Source organism: Shewanella sp. W3-18-1, from assembly GCF_000015185.1.
Lineage (GTDB): Bacteria > Pseudomonadota > Gammaproteobacteria > Enterobacterales > Shewanellaceae > Shewanella > Shewanella putrefaciens.
Genome location: NC_008750.1, coordinates 1869844 through 1891013, shown reverse-complemented (window position 1 = coordinate 1891013; position 21170 = coordinate 1869844). Strand labels below are relative to the sequence as shown.

The 21170-nt window shown below is 43.4% G+C and carries 14 protein-coding genes; 5 read left to right on the top strand and 9 right to left on the bottom strand.

Annotation, left to right across the window (positions count from 1 at the left end):
• Positions 1–106: 106 nt before the first annotated feature.
• The 7 genes from SPUTW3181_RS08600 to smc all read right to left on the bottom strand — a co-directional run bounded on the left by SPUTW3181_RS08600 (position 107) and on the right by smc (position 10473).
• Entirely contained in the window at positions 107–730 is a 624-nt protein-coding gene (locus tag SPUTW3181_RS08600) for a thiol:disulfide interchange protein DsbA/DsbL (RefSeq protein ID WP_011788985.1), read from the bottom strand.
• Positions 731–843: 113 nt separating this feature from the next.
• Positions 844–1704 (bottom strand): NAD(P)-binding domain-containing protein, encoded by an 861-nt coding sequence (locus SPUTW3181_RS08595; RefSeq protein WP_011788984.1) that lies wholly within the window; start codon positions 1702–1704, stop codon positions 844–846.
• Positions 1705–1760: 56 nt separating this feature from the next.
• On the bottom strand, positions 1761–2969 hold the full coding sequence (locus SPUTW3181_RS08590) for an HD-GYP domain-containing protein (protein ID WP_011788983.1): 1209 nt from the start codon (positions 2967–2969) through the stop codon (positions 1761–1763).
• A gap of 218 nt (positions 2970–3187) precedes the next feature.
• On the bottom strand, positions 3188–3673 hold the full coding sequence (locus tag SPUTW3181_RS08585; RefSeq protein WP_083758261.1) for a DUF2919 domain-containing protein: 486 nt from the start codon (positions 3671–3673) through the stop codon (positions 3188–3190).
• Positions 3674–3849: 176 nt separating this feature from the next.
• Positions 3850–5907: an NAD-dependent DNA ligase LigA gene (gene ligA, locus SPUTW3181_RS08580; protein WP_011788981.1), complete on the bottom strand. Its 2058-nt coding sequence runs from the start codon at positions 5905–5907 to the stop codon at positions 3850–3852.
• Between the two features lie 76 nt (positions 5908–5983).
• Positions 5984–7012 (bottom strand): cell division protein ZipA, encoded by a 1029-nt coding sequence (gene zipA / locus SPUTW3181_RS08575; RefSeq protein ID WP_011788980.1) that lies wholly within the window; start codon positions 7010–7012, stop codon positions 5984–5986.
• A 23-nt stretch (positions 7013–7035) separates the two neighbouring features.
• Entirely contained in the window at positions 7036–10473 is a 3438-nt protein-coding gene (gene smc, locus SPUTW3181_RS08570) for a chromosome segregation protein SMC (RefSeq protein WP_011788979.1), read from the bottom strand.
• A 197-nt stretch (positions 10474–10670) separates the two neighbouring features.
• Between smc and cysZ the strand changes: the two genes are divergently transcribed.
• Complete coding sequence (gene cysZ / locus SPUTW3181_RS08565) at positions 10671–11450, top strand: sulfate transporter CysZ (RefSeq protein ID WP_011788978.1); 780 nt, start codon at positions 10671–10673, stop codon at positions 11448–11450.
• A 94-nt stretch (positions 11451–11544) separates the two neighbouring features.
• On the opposite strand, the gene SPUTW3181_RS08560 is transcribed toward cysZ, so the two are convergent.
• Positions 11545–12666 carry a beta-ketoacyl-ACP synthase III gene (locus SPUTW3181_RS08560; RefSeq protein ID WP_011788977.1) on the bottom strand — a complete coding sequence of 374 codons (1122 nt, stop codon included), beginning with the start codon at positions 12664–12666 and terminating at the stop codon, positions 11545–11547.
• Complete coding sequence (locus SPUTW3181_RS08555) at positions 12663–13859, bottom strand: RDD family protein (RefSeq protein WP_011788976.1); 1197 nt, start codon at positions 13857–13859, stop codon at positions 12663–12665. Before SPUTW3181_RS08555 ends, SPUTW3181_RS08560 begins: the two co-directional genes overlap by 4 nt.
• A 251-nt stretch (positions 13860–14110) precedes the next feature.
• On the opposite strand from SPUTW3181_RS08555, the gene cysK reads away from it, so the two are divergent.
• The 4 genes from cysK (at position 14111) to SPUTW3181_RS08530 (ending at position 21093) form a co-directional block, all read left to right on the top strand.
• Positions 14111–15079, top strand: a complete 969-nt coding sequence (cysK, locus tag SPUTW3181_RS08550; protein WP_011788975.1) for a cysteine synthase A — start codon at positions 14111–14113, stop codon at positions 15077–15079.
• A gap of 198 nt (positions 15080–15277) precedes the next feature.
• Complete coding sequence (locus SPUTW3181_RS08545; RefSeq protein ID WP_011788974.1) at positions 15278–16357, top strand: methyltransferase; 1080 nt, start codon at positions 15278–15280, stop codon at positions 16355–16357.
• A gap of 131 nt (positions 16358–16488) precedes the next feature.
• Entirely contained in the window at positions 16489–17493 is a 1005-nt protein-coding gene (locus SPUTW3181_RS08540) for a TDT family transporter (RefSeq protein ID WP_011788973.1), read from the top strand.
• 699 nt (positions 17494–18192) lie between these two features.
• Positions 18193–21093 carry a TonB-dependent receptor domain-containing protein gene (locus SPUTW3181_RS08530; protein ID WP_011788972.1) on the top strand — a complete coding sequence of 967 codons (2901 nt, stop codon included), beginning with the start codon at positions 18193–18195 and terminating at the stop codon, positions 21091–21093.
• Positions 21094–21170 lie beyond the last annotated feature (77 nt).

Sequence of the window (21170 nt, the reverse complement as noted above, 5' to 3'; positions counted from 1 at the left end):
ATAACCCAGTCTATGCTGGGTTATTCAATCTACCTTGAGGAAACGTGACTATACGATACTCGCAAAAAGCCGCTTTCATCGCATACCATCCATCTATGAAATGTCGTTATTTCGCCGCTAAAAACTTAACTAACGCCGCCAATTCTTCAGGTGTATGCGCGGTTGACGTCAACATGTAACGGCCATTAACCAATAATGAAGGGACGCCTTTAATACCTGCAAGCTCAGCTTGAGAGTCGTAGTTCATTAGCGTGAATTGGGCATCAACTGAATTGATTGTAGCCTCTACATCCTCAGCTTTAGCACCTTGGGAGACAAAAAAAGCCTTCACTTGTTCTGGGCGAGTAAATTGCTCTGCATTCACTTGGATTTGTTTAAAAATGGCACCATGGGTTTGCTTTGTCATGTTCAGTTTTTGTGCCACATAATAGGCTAACTGGCTCAATTGCCAACTTGGACGACCGGCACCAACGGGAGTACGCTCAAAATGGATCTCTTTACCGAGTAAAGTAACGGTCGATTCAATTAAGGGCTCTTGGTTATAGCAATGCGGACAGTTATAAGAAAAAAACTCTCTTAACACTGGCTGTTGTGCCTCAGAAATCCCCGTCACTGTTACATAATCTTTACCTTCCTCAAAATTAGCCGCCTGTAAGGTAAAACTGGCACTGAGTATGAACCCGAAGGCAAGGGACATCAGTGGTCTAACAATAATATTTAACGTGCTCATTATACTATCTCTTTTATTTTGTCATTTGATTAAAAAAAACCATTTACCGAGCCAATCCTAGGCCATAAAAACCACCTAAGTGCCCGCTTATCTCTTAAAACGCATCCATTTTTTCAACATACTCTGAGCATATCAAAGGGGGATTCGTACTGATAACGAAAACCTAAGTCGGAGACAATTGCATCACTGAGGATCACCTTACTTGGCATAACTTGTTGATTAAATATGGGGGGAACTAAACCCAGAGACTGAGCTGCAACTGGGTAAAACTCAACCTTAGTCGGATGTTGTGGAGCACAGAGATTATAAATGGGAGCTATGGATAAGCCATGTTGGCTTGCTGTAAAAATAGCACTGACGGCCCTAACGCAGTCATTTAAGTGGACTAGATTGACCGCCACATTAGCGCCGCTGACATCGGTTTTGCCCGCAAGAAAACGTCCAGGATGACGTTTAGGCCCAACGAGCCCAGCAAAACGCAGGATACAACTGTTAGTTTGACTGAGAAATAAAGCTTCTGCATCCAAAAGCACTTGGCTATCACTCGATTCCGCCATAGCATCCGCTTCAGTCATCAATTTATCTTGGGTTGGATACACGCCCGTAGTACTGATAAACACGATACACTGATATTGCCAACCTTGGGTTAGGGATAAGAGTTGTTGCAACTCCTCAAGATAAGCACTATTACAACGCTTTAATCTTGGGGGAATATTGACTACGAGAAAATCAGTTTGGAATAACGCTGCCAATACCTTCGCATCGGGTTTAACGTCGCACTCATCACCTAATTGCAATGGAAAAGCTTCTATCCCAGCCGCTATCAATGGCGCAAGTTCATCAATATGACGCTTACATCCTGTCACTCGATACCCGTCTTGGACTAAATGCGTCGCTAACGCCAATCCAAACCAACCACATCCTACTACGGCAACACTTTTTGGTGAGATACCCTTATCTACTACATCAGCCATATTCGCCCCGAAGATTCAACATCAGCCGATAGAATACGGAACTTAATAGATAAGATTCAAGCCTGCAGCGCACTAAAATAAAAACTGACACCTTTATCGACCTGTAGTGTACGAATCGCGCCCTCCGTCAACTCTTCAGCCTTGAGTGCTTTTTGCACTGTTACGCCCTCCTCACTTAAAAAACGCAATGAAGCCTCACTGCCGTCCGGCTTACAAGCCCATACTTGGGGTTGTGCAACCTCTTTTGTCGTCATGATCACTTTCGCGACGGAGTCATCCGAGAGCTTAACTATCGTACCTGGGGGATAAATACCCAAAATTTTGACCAGTACAGAGATTAAGGACTCAGCGTGCTTGGCGGCTCGATTTTTAAATAAGTAGCCCAAAGCAACTTGGGGTGACGAAGCCTGCTGCCCACTGAGATGCTGATCAAAATCATTTGCAAGGGCCACAATCTGAGTCACGATGGGAATTTTATTGCCCGTTAATCCATCAGGAAAACCTGAACCATCAATAAATTCATGGTGGTGTAACACAATATTAAGCACTTCTTTGGGAAATAAGCCGCTGCGGTTGAGCATGTCATAACCAAAATTGGGGTGCATCTGCAAATAATTCGCTTCATTTGTGGTTAGAGCGCTGAGCTTTCGGCGAATATTCTCTGGCACTTTCAACTTACCAATATCGTGGAGCAAACTACCAAGGGCAATATCTCTTAACTCTCGAGGAGTTAAATCAAGGGCATGACCTATCATCATTGCAATCACCGCAACAGATACGCCATGTTGGGTGACACTCACCTCGTTTTCATCCATTCCTACCAACGTCAAGAAAGGCTGCTCCACTTCCTGTAAATGGCTCAACATCTCTTCAACTAACGTTGCCGACTGCCGATACGCCCCTTCAGGATCACTCACAATCTTACCAAACATATTGCGGCATTGATTAACCCCTTCCAAAAACCGCTTTTGGCTTAAACGCATCGCTTTGCGTGTAGCACTCTTAATATCCCGTTCCGTTTTGGGTTGTTCTTGAACTTCAATGATTTTGTTATCTGTACTAAGTTGTTCACTCTTAGTATTAACTTCGGAGAGTAAAAAAACATATGGCACACCCAAGCCGCGGATCATTTCAATTTGAGCAGGGCTGTTTATATCTACACGATTGAATAAAAAGGGATGATTTGTCCATGACAAAGGCAACTTCACTCTCATCCCTAGCTGAAGTTCAGACAATAATAGTTTTCGTTGAGCTGCTTTTGCCACGCAATATGACTCCTTTAAAATATGCGGAAGAAAATGGATAGGCACACCATGAATCAACCAACATATTCAAGCTAAGTACATATAACTATAGATGATTAAGGAAATTCAGTAAGTAATCAGTCAAAAAATGCTTATCAAACTGGGGGGTAACACACACTATGCTAAAAACCTTATGCCAATAATGTGAAATCATTTTTAATTACAAACAGATAGATAATTTATATTTTGGGTCCAACATCCACCATTTTAGGCCAATCGGCAAGATAATAATGAAGCCGTTTCGATTTTAGAACATATAAACTGGACCAAAACAATACAAGTGCATCAAGAGCAAGGCTCCAGTGAAACATAAACTGCCCATGCGTCAATCGTTGCCCAAGCAGAACAGCATCCACCAATAACAACGGCCATAAGCCCCATTTTAGGAGTGCAAAAAAAGGGCTTAACCATTGAGGTGAACGACGACGCTCACAAAGCACTAAAATATAAAGCAGTACAGCCCCAAAGCCTGTGGCAAGGGCAAGTAAAAAGTCAGATTTTTCAGGGTAAAAAATCCGTACTAATTCAGTCCTATCATTTGCCTGTGTTAAAGATGCGATAAAAATACACCAGCCGCGGGCTAAAAAAGCTAAAATCGCGTAGAGGAAAATGGGAGGTTTGATATGGCCTTGATCATCAAGCCAAGTGATGTGACTGAAATTCAAATAGGTTTCCAATTAAAGAAGTAACTACAGTGTAAAGGTAAGATGGTGTCTATTCTGCCAATTTCAATGGTTCTTCGTCCGATACCAAATACTTAACACTGAATTAAAAAAGAGCCTTGCACCGCAAGACTCTTTTCGTATTCAACACTTGAGTGCTCTTTACGGGAGAGTGGCTGTTAGCGATTAGCCGCGAAGAGTGCTAATAGCGCCTCTTCATCAATCACCTTTACCCCCAGTTCCTGCGCTTTAGCCAGTTTTGAACCTGCCGCCTCACCTGCCACTAAACAATCGGTATTTTTGGAAACACTGCCAGCCACTTTCGCCCCAAGGGTCTGCAACTGCGCCTTAGCATCGTTACGATTAAGTTGGTTTAAGGTGCCCGTTAATACCCAAGTCTGACCTTTAAGGGGTTGTGCATCCGCGCTCGGCGCTTCAATAGCAGGCCAGTGGACTCCTGCTGCAATCAAGGCATCAATCACTTCAAGATTATGGGGCTGAGCAAAAAAATGTGCTACATGCTGAGCAACAACAACGCCCACATCTTCCACTGCAGTTAACTGCTCAACAGTCGCAACGCGCAGCGCATCTAAACTGGCAAAGTGCGCCGCAAGGTTTGCCGCCGTCGCCTCGCCCACTTCACGAATGCCTAAGGCATATAAGAAACGTGCAAGTGTTGTGGTTTTGGCCGCTTCAATCGCTGCCGCTAAATTGGTTGCCGACTTCATGCCCATGCGATCGAGCATAGTCATCATTGAAGCGGTAAGCTTAAACAAATCTGCAGGACTTTGGACGAGTTCTTTATCAATCAATTGCTCGACGACTTTGTCGCCCATACCATCGATATCTAACGCCTTGCGGGATGCGAAATGCTTAATCGCTTCTTTACGCTGCGCCTCACAAAACAAACCGCCGCTGCAGCGAGCCACCGCCTCTCCTTCAAGACGCTCGACTAAACTGCCGCAAACAGGACAGTTGTGCGGAAAGACGATATCAGTCGCCGTTTCAGGACGTCTTTCGGGCACTATCGCCACAATTTGTGGGATAACATCGCCAGCACGGCGAATAATCACAGTATCACCGATTTTAATGCCTAAACGCTCAATCTCATCGGCATTGTGTAGTGTGGCATTAGAAACAGTTACCCCCCCTACAAATACTGGTTTTAAGCGTGCAACAGGGGTGACGGCACCGGTACGCCCTACTTGAAAATCGACACCTTCAAGTAATGTCATTTCCTCTTGAGCGGGAAACTTATAGGCAATGGCCCAACGGGGGGATTTAGCCACAAAACCTAAGCGTTGCTGTTGGGCAATATCGTTAACTTTCATCACCACACCATCGATTTCAAAGGGTAAATCGCTGCGGCGGGTAAGAATATCTTTGTAATAATCGAATACTTGATCTAACTCTTCGCACACTTTGATTTCGTTGCTAACGGGTAAACCCCAAGATTTTAGCTGCTGTAACTGTTCATAGTGGGTTTTGCCCAACGAATAAGAATCGGGCTCAACCACACCCAATGCATAAGCATAAAAAGCAAGTGAGCGAGAGGCCGTAATTTTACTGTCGAGTTGACGTAAACTCCCCGCCGCCGCATTACGTGGATTGACAAACAACTTTTCATCCTTTGCGCGCGCACGCTCATTGAGAGCCTCAAAAGCAGCCTTGGGCATAAAAGCTTCACCGCGAACTTCAACCACTTCAGGAAAATCATTGCCACGCAATTTAAGTGGAATGGATTTAATGGTCTTCACATTTTCAGTGATGTCTTCACCTACTGTTCCATCGCCACGGGTCGCTGCGCGCTCGAGTACACCATGGCGATACAAAATACTAACAGCTAAACCATCGAGTTTAGGTTCACAACAAAAACTCACCTCACCGACTTTATCGGTAACGCGCTTATGAAAAGCGCTGAAGTCCGCTTCACCGAAAGCGTTATCTAAGCTCAACATAGGCTTAAGGTGAGTGATTTGATCAAACTTGGCCAGCGCCAGCCCACCGACTCGCTGGGTTGGCGAGTCGGCAACGATAAACTGAGGGAACTGCGCTTCGAGCTTTATCAAGCATTGCATCAACCTATCATACTCAGAATCAGTAATAGTTGGCGCATCATCCACATAGTAACGAATATTGTGTTCGTTCAGCGATTGGCTAAGGGCCTGCATCACCTGCTGTGCATTCTCAGGTGACATATCGGCAGAAAGGAGTTTATCGAGTTGAATGTCTTGCATATTTTTTATCCAGATCTCTTTAGAACACAAAAATGAGGCCGCAATTGCGGCCTCATGATGTCAGAGTGATTTAATGTTACGCATTAGCGCGAATACGGTGTAAATAATCTTGTTTAGTGAACTCGCCCCAAGGTTGGCGTTGACCGTCGAGCACGACTGCATCAATATCATCAGCGAGTTGGCGCGCTGAGTTCAGCATAATAGAAAAATTCATTAAGGCATCGCCATAGCAAGGCAAGGTCATAAAAAACACCACTCCTTGAGTGCTAAATTGCTCCATATTATCGGGATCGAAGACTCCAGGCTTTAACATATTAGCGATGGAAAACAATACCTTCCCATTACCTGCATTATCAACATGGCGGTGGAAAATATTCATATCACCATATTTAAAATTTAAGGTTAAAAAGCACGGTAGTAATTCAGCACCATTTAACTGCTGCCCTTCTTTGGCGACCACGTGTAATACCAAAACATCACGGGGCTCATCTAAACCTTCGTCCACGGTTTCTTCAGCATACTCATCTTCTGACTCAGTATTTTCTAGATAAGCGTCTTCATCAAATAGGGCTGTTTGAGTCGGTACCGTTGTGCTTTGGGCGTGTTTTTCCTGTTCAAGCGCTTTTTGAGCGACCATCGCCGCATGGGATTGGCCTAACGGCGGGACATGACCATTTAGCACAGGTTCTTGGCGGGATACTTTAGCGCCACGCTGTTGTTCTGTCGCTAAAGGCGACTGCAAACTGAAATCCGGTTGTGGAACGGGTTCTTGCTTTATCTCAGTTGACGTTGTGTGCTTGAATAATGGTTTAGGTTCAGCTTTAACGTCTTGTTTAAGATAGGGGCTAATTGGTGGCGTCTCATGGGGATTCGACTCCCCCACCTTACGCACTCGTACAGCGCCAATACCGTCCGCATCAAATCCATCGGCATCAACACGTTTAGGCGGGCTTTCCTTATCCGCTTGTTGCTTATAAAAGTTGCCCATAGGGCTATCTTTTAATGACTTAGGTTGTTGCCTTCTGATAGACCAAAATCCATGCACCAGCACAGCAACTATGGCTATGGCGCCCAAAATGAACAAAACTAGTTGCAAATCTTCCATTGGTTACCCTGTCTTTCTTCTAGTTATCCAGCGTCAGCCATCGCCACCGCTTGCTCTATATCTACTGCAACTATACGAGATACACCCGGCTCGTACATAGTTACCCCTATAAGTTGATCAGCCATCTCCATGGTTATTTTGTTATGGCTAATATATATAAACTGTACACTCTGTGACATTTCTTTCAGTAATCGACAGAAACGCTCTACGTTAGCATCGTCTAATGGCGCATCCACTTCATCTAGCATACAGAAGGGGGCAGGATTGAGCCTAAATATTGCGAATACCAATGATAAAGCGGTTAATGCTTTTTCACCACCCGAAAGAAGATGGATTGTGCTGTTTTTCTTACCGGGTGGCTGCGCCATAATGGTCACACCCGTTTCGAGTAAGTCATCTTCGGTGAGCGCCAAATAGGCTCTTCCACCACCAAACACCTTCGGAAATAAACGCCCAAGATCTTCGTTAACAGAGTCAAACGTTGCCTTAAAGCGCGTGCGGGTTTCCTTGTCTATTTTACGGATGGCTTCCTCTAAGGTCGCAAGCCCCTTATTGAGATCCTCATCTTGATGATCAAGATAGGATTTTCGCTCACTTTGCTGTTCAAATTCTTCGATCGCTGCAAGGTTAATAGCACCTAAACGAACGATTTTTTGCCGAATATGATCTAAATCACTCTGCCATTTATCAGGACTGCCTTCAGCGGGCAATGTATTGATAATCTGTGACAGAACAATTTGCTGTTCTTGTAAGGCTGCTAACTGACTCTCTGCTTGGCCTTTTAAACCCTCACGACGTAACTTTAACGTGCTCAGACTTTGAGTCAAGCCCTCAAGCCTACCAAGCTCTTGTTTTTGCTTTATTCCTATACTATTTAAGGTCTCAGTAAGGGAACTTTGTTCCATTCGCACGGCTTTTAAGCCCTGTTGTTGCATCTGTTGCTGTTTAAGCAAGCTGGTTAATTGATCAGTTAACTGATGACTATTATCCACGCCACTTTGTTCAGCAGCCATAGCAAGCTGCGCTGATACGGTTTCCTGAGACTGAATCAATTCATTGACACGTACTTGCTGCAATTCAATTTGTTCAACATTAACAGCAATTCGCATCGACACAGATTGCAAACGTGCACTTAAGGTAGATAAAACACGTTCAACCTCAGTCAAGCGCACTTTTAATGCTTGATGCCGCGCCAAATCTGCTTGAGCGTCTTGACTAAGTTGTAATTGTTTTTCAAGGCTTAACTGTAGCACTTCATCTAATTCGGCCTCCTGCTCCTCAAGCAGATTTAACTGTTCGGTTAAAGCTGATATTTCAGCCACACTTCGCGCTACGGCTTCATTAAGTTGGTTACGCTTTACGGTGAGTTGCTTAGCTTGCTCTGTTGCATTAGTGAGTTGAGTGGTCTTTGTGGCTTTATCAAGCTGCAATTGGTGCAACTTTTGCGTACTTGTGACAAGTTGCAGTTTCTGTTGATTCAACATCTCCGTTAATTCGGTTAGCTTGATTTGCTGCAAGCCAAGCGCGATGTCTAAATCTGCGATACTCTGCGCAAGCTGTGCCTGCTCTTTACTCAGTTGTACTAAGGATTCTGCGCTGTCTTGCTTGGCAATTAAAAAGCCTCGCCCCAGCAAATAACCATCGGCGGTGACGATACGTTCATCATCCTTAAGCTTTGCTAGCATCTGTTTCGCAGATTGAAGATCTTGTGCCCATTTAAGCCCTGTTAACCAAGGCGCTAAATTGACGTTAGACTGGATCTTGGTGCAATGCTCATCCTGAATGTATGTGCAGGCCGATTCTTGCGCTAAGTTCTGAAACCCGACCTCGTTATTTAACACACCAACGGGTAAGGTCAGTAATCCACTTAATGCCAGCTCTGCTGCGGTTTCCCAACCATTTTCTACCCTAATACTTTGCCACAACTGCGGCTTATCACTGAGCTGCTCCTGTTTAGAGAGCCATTGTTCAACTAAATCAAAACGAGCCTGAGTCGCCGTCAGCTTTTGTTGAATAAGACCAACACTCACGCGCGCCTCATCTAAACCTTGAGTACTCAAACTCACCTGCGCTTCTAACTGATAATTAACGTCAATTTGCGCTGCTATCGCTTCATCTAAAAGAGTAAGATCTTGAGTCAGTGGCGTAACCTTATCTTCAAGATCAATACAAGCCAGAGCATTAAGCTCGGTTTGCTGTTCATCATGTTGTTGCTGTTTATGCTGTAATAACTGCTCTTGATGCACCAACTGACTGCGACGCAGTTCAAGCTGCAATTGATGCTGAGATACAATGGCGGCCTGTTGACGTGCCGTTTCGCTCTGCTGCTCATTGCGCTCAACACTCATTTCCCATTGGGATTGCAGTTCATCCATTATCTCTTGCTGCTGTTCGTGCTGTGGCGCCAGTTGAGACAACTCTAACTCCAACGCACTGAGACTGGACTGATAACCTGCGAGTTTATCCGTTTGTTGACGGACTTGATCGTTAACTTGGGTAAGTTGAGCTTGAAGCTGTGAATCCCGTTGTTTTTGATTCTGTAACTGTTGTTCTAACTTGGCGATTTCAGTGCCAGTTAGATAATAAGCTTCAACTGCCCGCTGCTCCTGTTCAGCCAATTGGGCAAGCTGTACTTGCAGTTCTGTTGCCTTTAATTCATCGGTTTGGGCGAGTGATTGCGCGGCCGCTTGTTGCACTTCGATAGCGCTGATTTGCTCAGACAAACTCGCCATCTGATCTTGTAACTCTTGGTAGCGCATCACGAGGAGTTCTGCGTGGGTTTTACGCTCTGCCTGTTTTAGCTCACGATATTGTTTAGCGGCCTTGGCCTGCTGGGCTAATTTATCTAGCTGCTTACCTAACTCGCTACGAATATCGCCTAAACGCTCGAGGTTTTCACGGGTATGGCGAATGCGATTCTCGGTTTCGCGGCGGCGCTCTTTATAGCGGGATATCCCCGCTGCTTCCTCGATAAAAGTACGTAGATCTTGGGGTTTAGATTCGATAAGCCGAGAGATGGTGCCCTGCTCAATAATGGCATAACTGCGCGGGCCAAGCCCCGTGCCCATAAACAAATCGGTGATATCTTTACGGCGACACTTTTGCCCATTGAGAAAATACCACGACTCACCATCGCGACTCACTTGACGCTTTACCGAAATTTCTTCATAGCTGGCATACTGGCCAGCAAGGCGCCCTTCTTTGTTTTCAAAGACCAGTTCAACCCCTGCCACAGAGACAGGTTTACGCGCGCTTGAGCCGTTAAAAATCACGTCGCTCATTGAATCGCCACGTAGGTGTTTCGCCGAGCTTTCCCCTAGCACCCAGCGCACTGCATCGATCACGTTAGATTTACCACAACCATTTGGGCCAATAATGGCGGTTAATGCCTGTAAAAAAGGAATTTTAGTGGAATCGACAAACGACTTAAAGCCGGCAAGTTTTATCTGTTTTAATCTCATAATGCCAGTTAGTGTGTCTCTGAAGTGTGGTCCGCCAATCGACCTAATGGTGCAAATGCATTCTGCTGGCAACTTTAGCAAAGCAAACCGTATTTTGTAACGCTTTTTATTGAATTCATGTGGCTTTTAGCTTGTCATCTGCCGATGAGTTGATCACAATCGCATAAAGCCGTAGCTTAACTTTTTGGAAAGACGATATGACACATAAAACATCTTTACCCTTCCCAACTAAAAGTGGCGTTAACTATTTTCTCGAAGGCTTTGGGTTAATCACACGTAAAGGCCTCCGTACCTTCGTATTTATTCCGTTAATGATTAACTTGATCCTGTTTGCAGGAGTGATTTATGTGGCCATCGGCCAGTTAGAAACGATGTTCACTTGGATAAATGCTCAGTTACCAGAGTATTTAAGTTGGCTAAACTTTTTACTCTGGCCGCTTGCCATTACGACTATGCTAGTCATGCTTGCCTTTGTATTTAGCTCAGTAATGAACTGGCTTGCAGCACCATTTAATGGCCTTTTAGCGGAAAAAGTTGAACAAATTCTGACAGGAAAACCTCTTTATACCGGCACAAGTATTGATGTTGTTAAAGATCTTCCGCGAATTTTTGGACGTGAGTGGATAAAACTTAAGTACTATTTACCCCGTGCATTGGTGTTTTTACTGCTGTTTTTAGTCCCCATGGTGGGGCAAACCTTAGCGCCTATTCTGTGGTTTTTATTCAGTGCCTGGATGATGTCAATTCAATATTGTGATTATCCCTTTGATAACCATAAGGTGAGTTTTAAGGATATGCGCTTTGCTCTGAATCAGACCCGAGGCACCACTTTTACCTTTGGCGCCACGGTCACCCTGTTTTCGATGATCCCTGTGGTTAACTTTATCGTGATGCCAGTGGCGATTTGTGGCGCCACCGCCATGTGGGTCGATAAGTACCGCGAAGCCTACCGTAATCCAGTGATAGCTCCAGAGTAGTTTAAGCAACAAATCCCTACAAAATAAAAACAGCCTCAAATGAGGCTGTTTTTATTAAAAAATTGTAGAACAATCTGCTTATTCCTAGATTAATTTAGCGTTTTTGCAGGATCACGCTGCCGATGGAGTAACCCGCACCAAAGGAGCTTAATAGACCTAAATCGCCAGCCTTAAAATCGCTGGAATATTTATGAAATGCAATCACAGAACCTGCCGATGCCGTATTGGCATATTCATCTAACACCACTGGCGCTTGCTCCGGCGATACCTCATCCCCAAGCATTTTTCTTACCACAAATTGGTTCATATTGATGTTAGCTTGGTGCAACCACAACCGTTTGAAGGACTGTGGCGTTAATGCTTGCTCGGCCAGATGTTCATCCAAATGCTGATAAATCATCGGCAAGAGTTCTTTAAATACTTTGCGCCCTTGTTGGTGGAATAACTTGTCGGCTTGATGTGCCGAACTCGGATCGCAGCGATTTAAAAAGCCAAAATTACTGCGAATATTGTTTGAGTAATCGGTGAAGCAACGGCTTGAGAGAATCGTAAAGCCTTTATTGGGCTCGACTAAACTCTGCTCTTCAAGTACAAGGGCCGTCGCCACATCGCCAAAGATAAAATGGCTATCACGGTCGCGATAATTCACCTGCGCCGAGCAAATTTCGGGGTTGATCACTAGCACTCTTGAGGCAGAACCTGTCGCAATCGCATTAGCAGCCGCAACAATCGCAAAGGTCGCCGATGAACAAGCCACCTGCATATCGTAACCGTAACCCCGCGTACCAAGGGCGCGTTGGATTTCAATCGCCATCGCGGGATAAGCGCGCTGAGTATAAGCACAGGCAACAATCACAAGATCAATTTGCTCCGCCTTAAGATTGGCATTGTTTAGCGCCATCAGCGCCGCCTCAACCCCTATTTCAGCCTGCATTGATAACTCGTCGCTACTGCGTTCAGGAATGAGCGGCATCATAATTTCAGGATCGAGTATGCCCTCTTTCACCATCACATATCTGTGCTTAATCCCAGATGCTTTTTCAATAAACTCACTTGATGAATAGGATAAGGCCGCAACATGGCCTTGTTCAATTAAGCCTGCATTTTCAAGATTGAAAATATCAACATAGGCATTGAAGCTTTCAACCAAAGCTTCATTGGAAATACTGTAGGGCGGCGTAAATAAGCCACTCCCAGAAATAACGACCTGTTTCATAGGTGCTCCGAACGGGTGCTTGTTGTAAGGTGAGCAGACGTAGAAGGATCATTCGTCAGCACAGGCATCACATCTTGACGCTGTGCTTGCTGCTCTAATCGTTGCTTTTTATGCATTTGCACTAAGTCTATCACGACTGTTGAAGATATTTTATCTTGGATCCCCTGCCGATTGGGATCCCAAAATATTTGCATAAAGCCAAGTAAGCCTGTGGTAAAACCGGCGGCATAGCCTCCATAACGACCAAACGCGGCCCATAAACTGATATTGGCACCATCAAGTTGAATCACCTGAATACCCAGTATTTTCTTACCTAAGGTTTGGCCATCGAACCGCGCAGTAAAAACGGTAAAGTAAAATGCGGCCCAACCAAAGCCTAGTCCCATATCACTCATAAAGCCCTTAATCCAAGCGATAATACTATGGCGAGTAGCTTCATCCTCATCGCTACTTGTTGTGCGAGAAGATTGAGAAGCGGCGAGTTCGATATCCGCCGTACGGTGTGGTGATTGAGCGGAAGATAGGGATTGATTTGATATAGGTTCGAGTGGGGAGCCAATCGTAGCCAACTCAGTGTGAAGTGTTATAACAGGCCAAAGAGTGCCGTTAAGGACGTCCTCCCGCAATTTAGCGCGATCTTCTGTCGGTAGACTGCTGTCAGCGATGGTTTGTAAAACCATTTCCCGTAACTCTATGTCCTTCATTCCATTTGATCTCGCAACACGCTCTGTCGTTGTCCGTAAAGCTTGAATTTGGGTCTTACCGCAATCGTAACTGGTACACAGGTTTAACGACATCAATGCGGGTAGCGATCTAATCACTTGTTCTCCTACGGCCAACTGCGACTCGGTTTGTTCATCATGTTTACCGACTGAGGTATTTAGATTAAACAAATTACCCACTGTGGTAAGCAGCATAAAAGCTAACAGCGCAGCATAAAGTCCCCATTTGAGTAGACGACCAAACTTACGACTGCGCTTTTCAATCCAGATAATGCCGATCACCAGCAAGATAAACATCCAATCCATCTGTTCGGCTAACACTGTGATTAACAAACCATCAATCATGATGGCTAATGCCCGCTTTAGCGGCGTTGCCAATGGGGTATATAGCACGGTTTGTGCAATGGTAAATGCCCTTGGTGTTACCATTGTTTTTGGGTCTTCACCCAAATCCATTTGCTGTTGCTTCATCTTTGCGCTTGTCCAATACGAGTGGTAGGCTTGTTTTACGATTGAAACATCAAGGCGTTATCCTTAAGAATGCAACAATCTTTTTTTATGTTAGCAAGAGGTTAACACAGTTAAACTGGCTGCCAATCAGGGTTTGCGAATAACAGAGAACCCTTTAATAACTAAATCGAATAAAGAAGAACAAACAATCACTTCTCAAAGCGCCACAGCCGATTATGATTCAATAGTGCCAACATAGGAGCAAGCAATCCATGAGCAAAATTTTCGAAGACAATTCATATACTATCGGTAATACACCGCTAGTACGTTTAAACCGCGTTAGCCAAGGTAAAGTACTGGCTAAAGTCGAAGCACGTAACCCAAGTTTCAGTGTTAAATGCCGTATCGGCGCCAATATGATTTGGGATGCCGAGAAAAAGGGGTTACTGACGAAAGATCACGAACTGATTGAGCCAACTTCTGGCAATACAGGTATTGCGTTGGCGTATGTTGCTGCAGCCCGTGGCTATAAGCTGACCTTAACCATGCCAAATACCATGAGTTTAGAGCGCCGTAAGCTGCTCAAAGCACTTGGTGCGAACCTTGTGCTGACTGAGGGCGCAAAGGGCATGAAAGGCGCAATTGATAAAGCAGAAGAAATTCGTCAATCAGCACCTGAAAAATATATTTTACTGCAGCAGTTTAATAACCCTGCAAACCCAGAAATCCATGAAAAAACCACAGGTCCAGAAATCTGGAATGATACCGATGGTGAAGTAGATGTGTTTGTTGCTGGTGTAGGCACTGGCGGTACTATCACAGGTGTGAGCCGTTACTTGAAAAAAGTGGCTGGCAAAACCATTACTTCTGTTGCGGTTGAACCAGCTGACTCTCCAGTTATCACTCAAACCTTAGCGGGATTACCAGTCCAACCCGGTCCACATAAAATCCAAGGTATTGGTGCTGGCTTTATCCCTGGCAACTTAGATCTGGAATTGATTGACCGCGTTGAAGCCGTTACCAACGATGAGGCCATCGAAATGGCACGCCGCTTAATGCAAGAAGAAGGCATTTTAGTGGGTATTTCATCGGGGGCTGCTGTGGTTGCGGCAAACCGTATTGCTGCATTACCAGAATTTGCAGATAAAACCATTGTAGTGGTATTGCCATCGGCAGCAGAACGCTATTTATCTTCTGTTTTATTCCAAGGCCAATTTGGCGACGAAGAAAACATTCAATAGTGACTAAACTCATACAAAATACCCGGCCATGGCTGGGTATTTTTATATTTGAAATTCAATTAACTGCATTATGATTTTAATGGAAAGGACAATTTCATACATCAAGTAGGACACAGTTCATAGTTCTTTATCACTAAACAGACTTTCCAGGCAGAGTTCGCTATAAAGGGATCATCGCAAGTTTACTCATTCTTTTTTATGCCGTTCTATCATACACCTCGAAATATCAGCGCCTTCGATGCTAAGTTTGAAGCTCAAAAAATCGCCTTTGGTCCCATTAGTTTTCAAGTGGCTCACTGCCTACTCAAGTTTGATATTTTGGCCACGATTGATAAAGCTGCTGAAGACGGGATCAGTTTGGCAGAGTTATGCCTATCCTCAACACTCAGTGAATACGCCCTCAGTGTCTTACTCGATATGGGGTTAAGCATGGGGTTAATTTGGCGAAATGATTCAGCTTATGTGCTCGATAAAACAGGATATTTTTTGCTACATGATGATATGGCTGCTATCAATCTTCATTTTATCCAAGATGTTTGCTACCAAGGTCTGTTTAAGTTAGATAATGCCTTGCTCGAGGGAAAAGCCGCTGGACTCGACGTATTTGGTGATTGGAAGACGATTTATCCCGCACTAAAGGATTTGCCCCCCAAAGCCAAAGAAAGTTGGTTTGCCTTTGATCATTACTATTCTGATCATGCCTTCCCACAGCTTTTACCCTTAGTATTTGCCCACAACCCCAAACACTTAGTCGATGTTGGTGGAAATACCGGAAAATGGGCACTGAGCTGTTGTCAATACAATCCAGAGGTTGAAGTGACTATCATGGATTTTCCTGGACAGCTTGACGTTGCCTCTGAGCATGCCACAGCCCAAGGCTATACCTCCCGTTTGCATACCTTTGCCACCGATCTACTGGATGAATCTAGCCCCTTTGTTGAAGGCGCAGACGCCTATTGGATGAGCCAGTTTTTAGATTGCTTCTCTAAGGCACAAATACTAAGCATCTTGCAGCGCACCGCCAAAGCGATGACCATGGATAGCCAACTCTTTATCGTCGAAACCTTTTGGGATAGACAACTCTGTGCCGCTTCAGCCTATTGTGTCAATGCTACTAGCCTCTATTTCAGTGCAATAGCGAATGGCAATAGCCGTATGTACCACTCAAAGGATTTATTAACCCTATTGCATCAAGCGGGGCTGTATGTCGATGAAGATATCGACAATCTCGGTCTTGGGCATACTCTACTTCGCTGTAAGCTAAAACCAACTAAGTAAATAAAACTTACTATACGAATAAATATAATCAATTTTATTTAACACAAAGGACGGATGTAAACTGAGGTCATTAAAACAGAACTCTCCATCGAGACAATGTTAAGTAACGTCAGTATTGAGAGGTAGTTAAAATGACTTCAAAACGTAAACGCTGGACTGCACAAGCCGCTAAATTACCAAGCCCAATGGCAGGTTTAGCCCTTGCCATTGCGAGCTTAGGTTGGACCTGGGAGAATATGGTGCCCTCACTGAATGGCATGGGGCAACTGACAGGCGCACTCATCGGTGCGGTTTTGTTATTACTGCTCACGGGGAAATTTCTACTTCATCCCAATATTCTAATCAATGAACTAAGCCACCCCGTCGTTGGCAGTGTGATCCCCACATTTGCAATGGCACTGATGGTGATTTCAAAGATGCTAGGTCACTACGCCCCCAATGCAGGGTTAGCATTATGGCTTGTTGCCATCATTATGCATGTCATTTTTCTAGGGGCGTTTATTTACTATCGCGCCATTGATTTTAAATTGGAACATATGGTGCCAAGTTGGTTTGTGCCCCCCATTGGTATCATAGTTGCGGCGGTGTCTTTTCCCTCACAAGGCTATCAATGGCTCGTTAATGCTATTTTAGTCTTTGGAATGCTAGCCTACCTCGTGATGCTTCCCCTTATGCTATACCGCCTTATTTTTTGTCAGCCAGTACCTGATGCGGCTAAACCCACAATAGCCATTCTGGCAGCGCCTGCCAGTTTATCATTAGCAGGTTACTTAACCGTATCCCAACAGCCTGCCATCGCACTGGTTGCATTATTACTCAGCATTGCGGTTCTGATGACGAGCATTATCTATTTAGCATTTTTTCACCTACTAAAACTCCCTTTTAGCCCAGGGTATGCAGCATTTACTTTTCCTATGGTGATAGGTGCTACTGCACTCTTTAAAACTTCAACTTGGCTGATGCAATTTAGCGATTTTTTAGCATTAGCCATGTGGATAAAATATTTAGCAGATGTGGAATTAGTGATTGCCACTCTGGTTGTTATCTACGTCGCATTGCGATACTTAACGCACTACTTCCCTTATGAATATAAAACTAAAGTAGTTGAGCAAATATCTACCATGGATAGTAAATAAGTGTCGATAACAATATTGAGTTAGATTTGTTGCAAAGCAATGCCACTATATCTGATAACTTCTTATCACTCATGCCTAGTTATGACATTAAAAATAGGCTAAAGATGAATAAATATTCACATTAAACTAAAGTTAAACAGAGTGGTATTGCGTATAATATTTAATTGCAATTAATCCTTAGTTTTATTTAAAGCAGCACTATGTGAAAACATCAACAAACCAAACAAAGACAACAAATCAAACCGTACACCACCACTAATTAACAGCAGCAAGAAAAACAGTATTACATTCGATATATACAAAAATTTAAATATATAAATATTTTTAGCAAAAAATGTAAAAAAGTATGATTTCAAGCCAGCCAATAACAACACTTGCATCAAACAATAAATAAACAATAAAATTGAACATTTGAAACAATTAATCATCAAAGTCGCACAAATATAAACAACAGCAACATACCTTAACATGCAAATGTATCTATTAAACATCCAAAATCACTTTTACCGACCACCCCTCCTTAAAAACACTTCAAACAAACAAACTTGCAACATTATTATCTAAATTTACAATGTTGCACTTGTTATTTTCTTGTGGTTATATCCTGAGCCTAATTAAATGGAATACTGATTTATTACATAAGTAACCATTTAAGAAGAAAAATAAAAATTAAATAAACAAGTGTTAAGGGAGAATAAAATGCGCGCGAATTCTACATTAGCCAAAGCGGTTCGCTTTGCGTTAATAAGCGGTGCTACCACTGCAGTATTATCGACATCGGTTGCTATTGCTGCTGAAGATGGAGCAAAAGTTGAACGTATCGAAGTCACAGGTTCTCGTATAATCAGAGAAGGGGCGATCGCTCCAACTCCTGTAACGGTCATTACTGGCGATGAACTCTTATCAACAGGCGTAACCAATATTGGTGAGGCACTGAACCAATTACCCGCCTTAGGCAACACCTATTCCTTAGCCAACTCAGGTCGCTTTATCGGTACATCAGGCTTAAACCTTTTAGATTTAAGAAGCATGGGTACTGACAGAACTCTTGTACTCGTAAACGGTAAGCGCCATGTTGCCAGTTCTGCAGGAACGTCTTCAGTCGATGTCAATACTATCCCTAGTGTCTGGATTGAAAAGGTCGAAGTTATTACTGGTGGGGCATCAGCAATTTATGGTGCAGATGCTGTTACTGGTGTTGTAAACTTTATTTTGAAAAAAGATGTAGAAGGATTGGATGTTTCCGCCACTAAAGGTTGGGCTGGAGATAATCCACTCTCTAAAGATCGTGTTGCATTATCCTATGGTACTAATTTCGATCAAAATCGTGGTAATGTCGCTTTTGCTGTTGAATATAGCGCACAAAATCAATTAAAAGCATTCGATCGTGATGAAACATCTACCTCATTTACCAACCTAAAAAATACCAATCGCCCAATTGGCCCAGATGGTAAACCTATTGATTCTAATCATCCATCAGATCCTGATAAATATTACACCCCTAATGGTGGCCATTACACAATCAGTAATGCAGGAACCTTCTTCTTAGATGGCTGGAAAACTTTCAATCCAGATGGCTCATTACGCGATGTTTATTCTGGCCCTAAAGTAGATGGAATTTACTGTGTCGATTGTGATTATACAAACTTAAATCAGTTTGTGGAGTTACAGCCAGAATTTGAACGTTATAATATAAACTTCAAAACAAACTACCAGCTTAATGACAATATGAATGCGTATTTCGAAGCAAAATATGTCAATAGCCAAGCATCAAATGAAGGCCAACCTGCATTCTTCTTCGGTAGAGATAGTGTAAATATTTTAAAAAATACCGATGTAAAAATTGATAATGCATTTATTAGCCCTGAACTTGTGGCATTAATGAAAGCGAATAAAGATGCTCAGGGCAATCCTGCGCCATTAGACACCATCAATATTCGTCGTTTTATGACAGACCTGGGTCAACGTATAGAAGATGATACCCGTGAAACACAACGCTATGTTCTCGGTCTTGAGGGCTTGGTTTTTGAAGATTGGGATTACGATGTATATGGTGTATATGGCCAAACAGATTTAGAACGAGTTAATAAAAACAACCTCGTGTTAGCTAATTATCAACATGCATTAGACTCCATCAATGTAGATGGAATTGCTGTATGTCGTGATGAAGATGCAAGAGCTGCTGGATGTGTTCCTCTAGATATTTTTGGATTTGGAAAACCAAGCCAAGCAGCTATCGATTACGTTAATACGACTTCAACAGGTACATCTGTCATCAAACAAACTGTCCTTGGAGGCTCTTTAACCAACTCGGCTTTATTTGATATGCCAGCGGGTGTAGTTGGTTTTTCAACAGGCGTTGAATATCGTAAAGAAGAAAGTGAAATTTTCGAACCAGCAAATGCTGCAGGTACTTTCTTCAATGCGCTAGGTGAAGATAAAGGCGATTTCGATGTTAAAGAAGTATTCGCTGAAGTCAGTGTGCCATTACTGGCTGATCTTCCTATGATTCGCCAACTTGATATGGAGTTAGCAGTCCGTTTTGCAGATTACAGCACTATCGGTAACGCCACCACTTGGAAAGCGGGATTAAGTTGGGAAGTGAATGATGACCTGCGTATTCGCTCAACTTATTCTGAAGCGATTAGAGCTCCTAATATCAGTGAATTATATGGTGCAGAGAGCCAAACCTTCTTCAGTATTGAGGATGCCTGTCGCACTAAATATTTAAATGACTTAAGTAATCCTGATATACGCAAGGCTAACTGCGCAGCACTAGGGGTTCCTAGTGATTTTAACTCCGATTATGACTCAAAAAGAGTTGAGGGAGTTAGTAGCGGCAATAGAGCATTAGATCCTGAGGAATCAAAAAGCTATACTGTAGGGCTTGCATATCAACCCAATTTCATCGATGGACTATCGATTACAACTGACTACTGGAATATCACGATTGACGACGCTATTAGTGCTGTAAGCGCACAAAATATCATCGATCGCTGTGTAGATTCAGCTTCAGGTATTAATAACGAGTATTGTGCATTAATAACGAGGAATCCAACAACAAACGAAATCACATCCATTAGACAGTCATCACTCAATATCGCATCCTTAGAGGCTGCAGGTATTGACTTTGATATTGGCTATAACTTTGATGCATTCGGTGGGGATTTCCGTACAAACTTAATTGCAACTCGTTTGCTTAAACGCAAAGACTATTCATTCCAAGATGATCCTAATGATTTTGAAGAATTAGCAGGAACTTTGGGCTATGCGAAATGGCAAGCTAATTGGTCTTTAAACTACTCGATCGCCCAATGGAGCGCGAACTGGAGAACACGTTTTATTGATGGTGTAAGCCTCTATACTGACAAAGAACTTGCTCGCAATGCAAACCCAAGTAGCAATATGGAATATGGTGTTTATTTTATCAGCGATATTTCTGTGGCCTATGCGTTCGACTCTGGTGTGACCTTGAAATTTGGTATAGATAACGTGCTTGATCGCGACTTGCCATATGGAACAACAGGTACGAGTGCTGGTGCCGCAGCATATGACAACGTTGGACGTTTCTTCCATACAACGGCAAGCTTTAAATTTTAATTAGCAGTTAGTAATAAAAACGGCATCCTTGGATGCCGTTTTTATTCACTTAATTTCTATTCAGTTATATAGCGTTC

Bases quoted from the DNA above. Each gene is read 5' to 3' on its own strand.
- SPUTW3181_RS08600 (WP_011788985.1), bottom strand. From the start codon at position 730: ATGAGCACGTTAAATATTATTGTTAGACCACTGATGTCCCTTGCCTTC.
- SPUTW3181_RS08595 (WP_011788984.1), bottom strand. From the start codon at position 1,704: ATGGCTGATGTAGTAGATAAGGGTATCTCACCAAAAAGTGTTGCCGTA.
- ligA (WP_011788981.1), bottom strand. From the start codon at position 5,907: ATGCAAGACATTCAACTCGATAAACTCCTTTCTGCCGATATGTCACCT.
- zipA (WP_011788980.1), bottom strand. From the start codon at position 7,012: ATGGAAGATTTGCAACTAGTTTTGTTCATTTTGGGCGCCATAGCCATA.
- smc (WP_011788979.1), bottom strand. From the start codon at position 10,473: ATGAGATTAAAACAGATAAAACTTGCCGGCTTTAAGTCGTTTGTCGAT.
- cysZ (WP_011788978.1), top strand. From the start codon at position 10,671: ATGACACATAAAACATCTTTACCCTTCCCAACTAAAAGTGGCGTTAAC.
- SPUTW3181_RS08560 (WP_011788977.1), bottom strand. From the start codon at position 12,666: ATGAAACAGGTCGTTATTTCTGGGAGTGGCTTATTTACGCCGCCCTAC.
- SPUTW3181_RS08555 (WP_011788976.1), bottom strand. From the start codon at position 13,859: ATGAAGCAACAGCAAATGGATTTGGGTGAAGACCCAAAAACAATGGTA.
- cysK (WP_011788975.1), top strand. From the start codon at position 14,111: ATGAGCAAAATTTTCGAAGACAATTCATATACTATCGGTAATACACCG.
- SPUTW3181_RS08545 (WP_011788974.1), top strand. From the start codon at position 15,278: ATGCCGTTCTATCATACACCTCGAAATATCAGCGCCTTCGATGCTAAG.
- SPUTW3181_RS08540 (WP_011788973.1), top strand. From the start codon at position 16,489: ATGACTTCAAAACGTAAACGCTGGACTGCACAAGCCGCTAAATTACCA.
- SPUTW3181_RS08530 (WP_011788972.1), top strand. From the start codon at position 18,193: ATGCGCGCGAATTCTACATTAGCCAAAGCGGTTCGCTTTGCGTTAATA.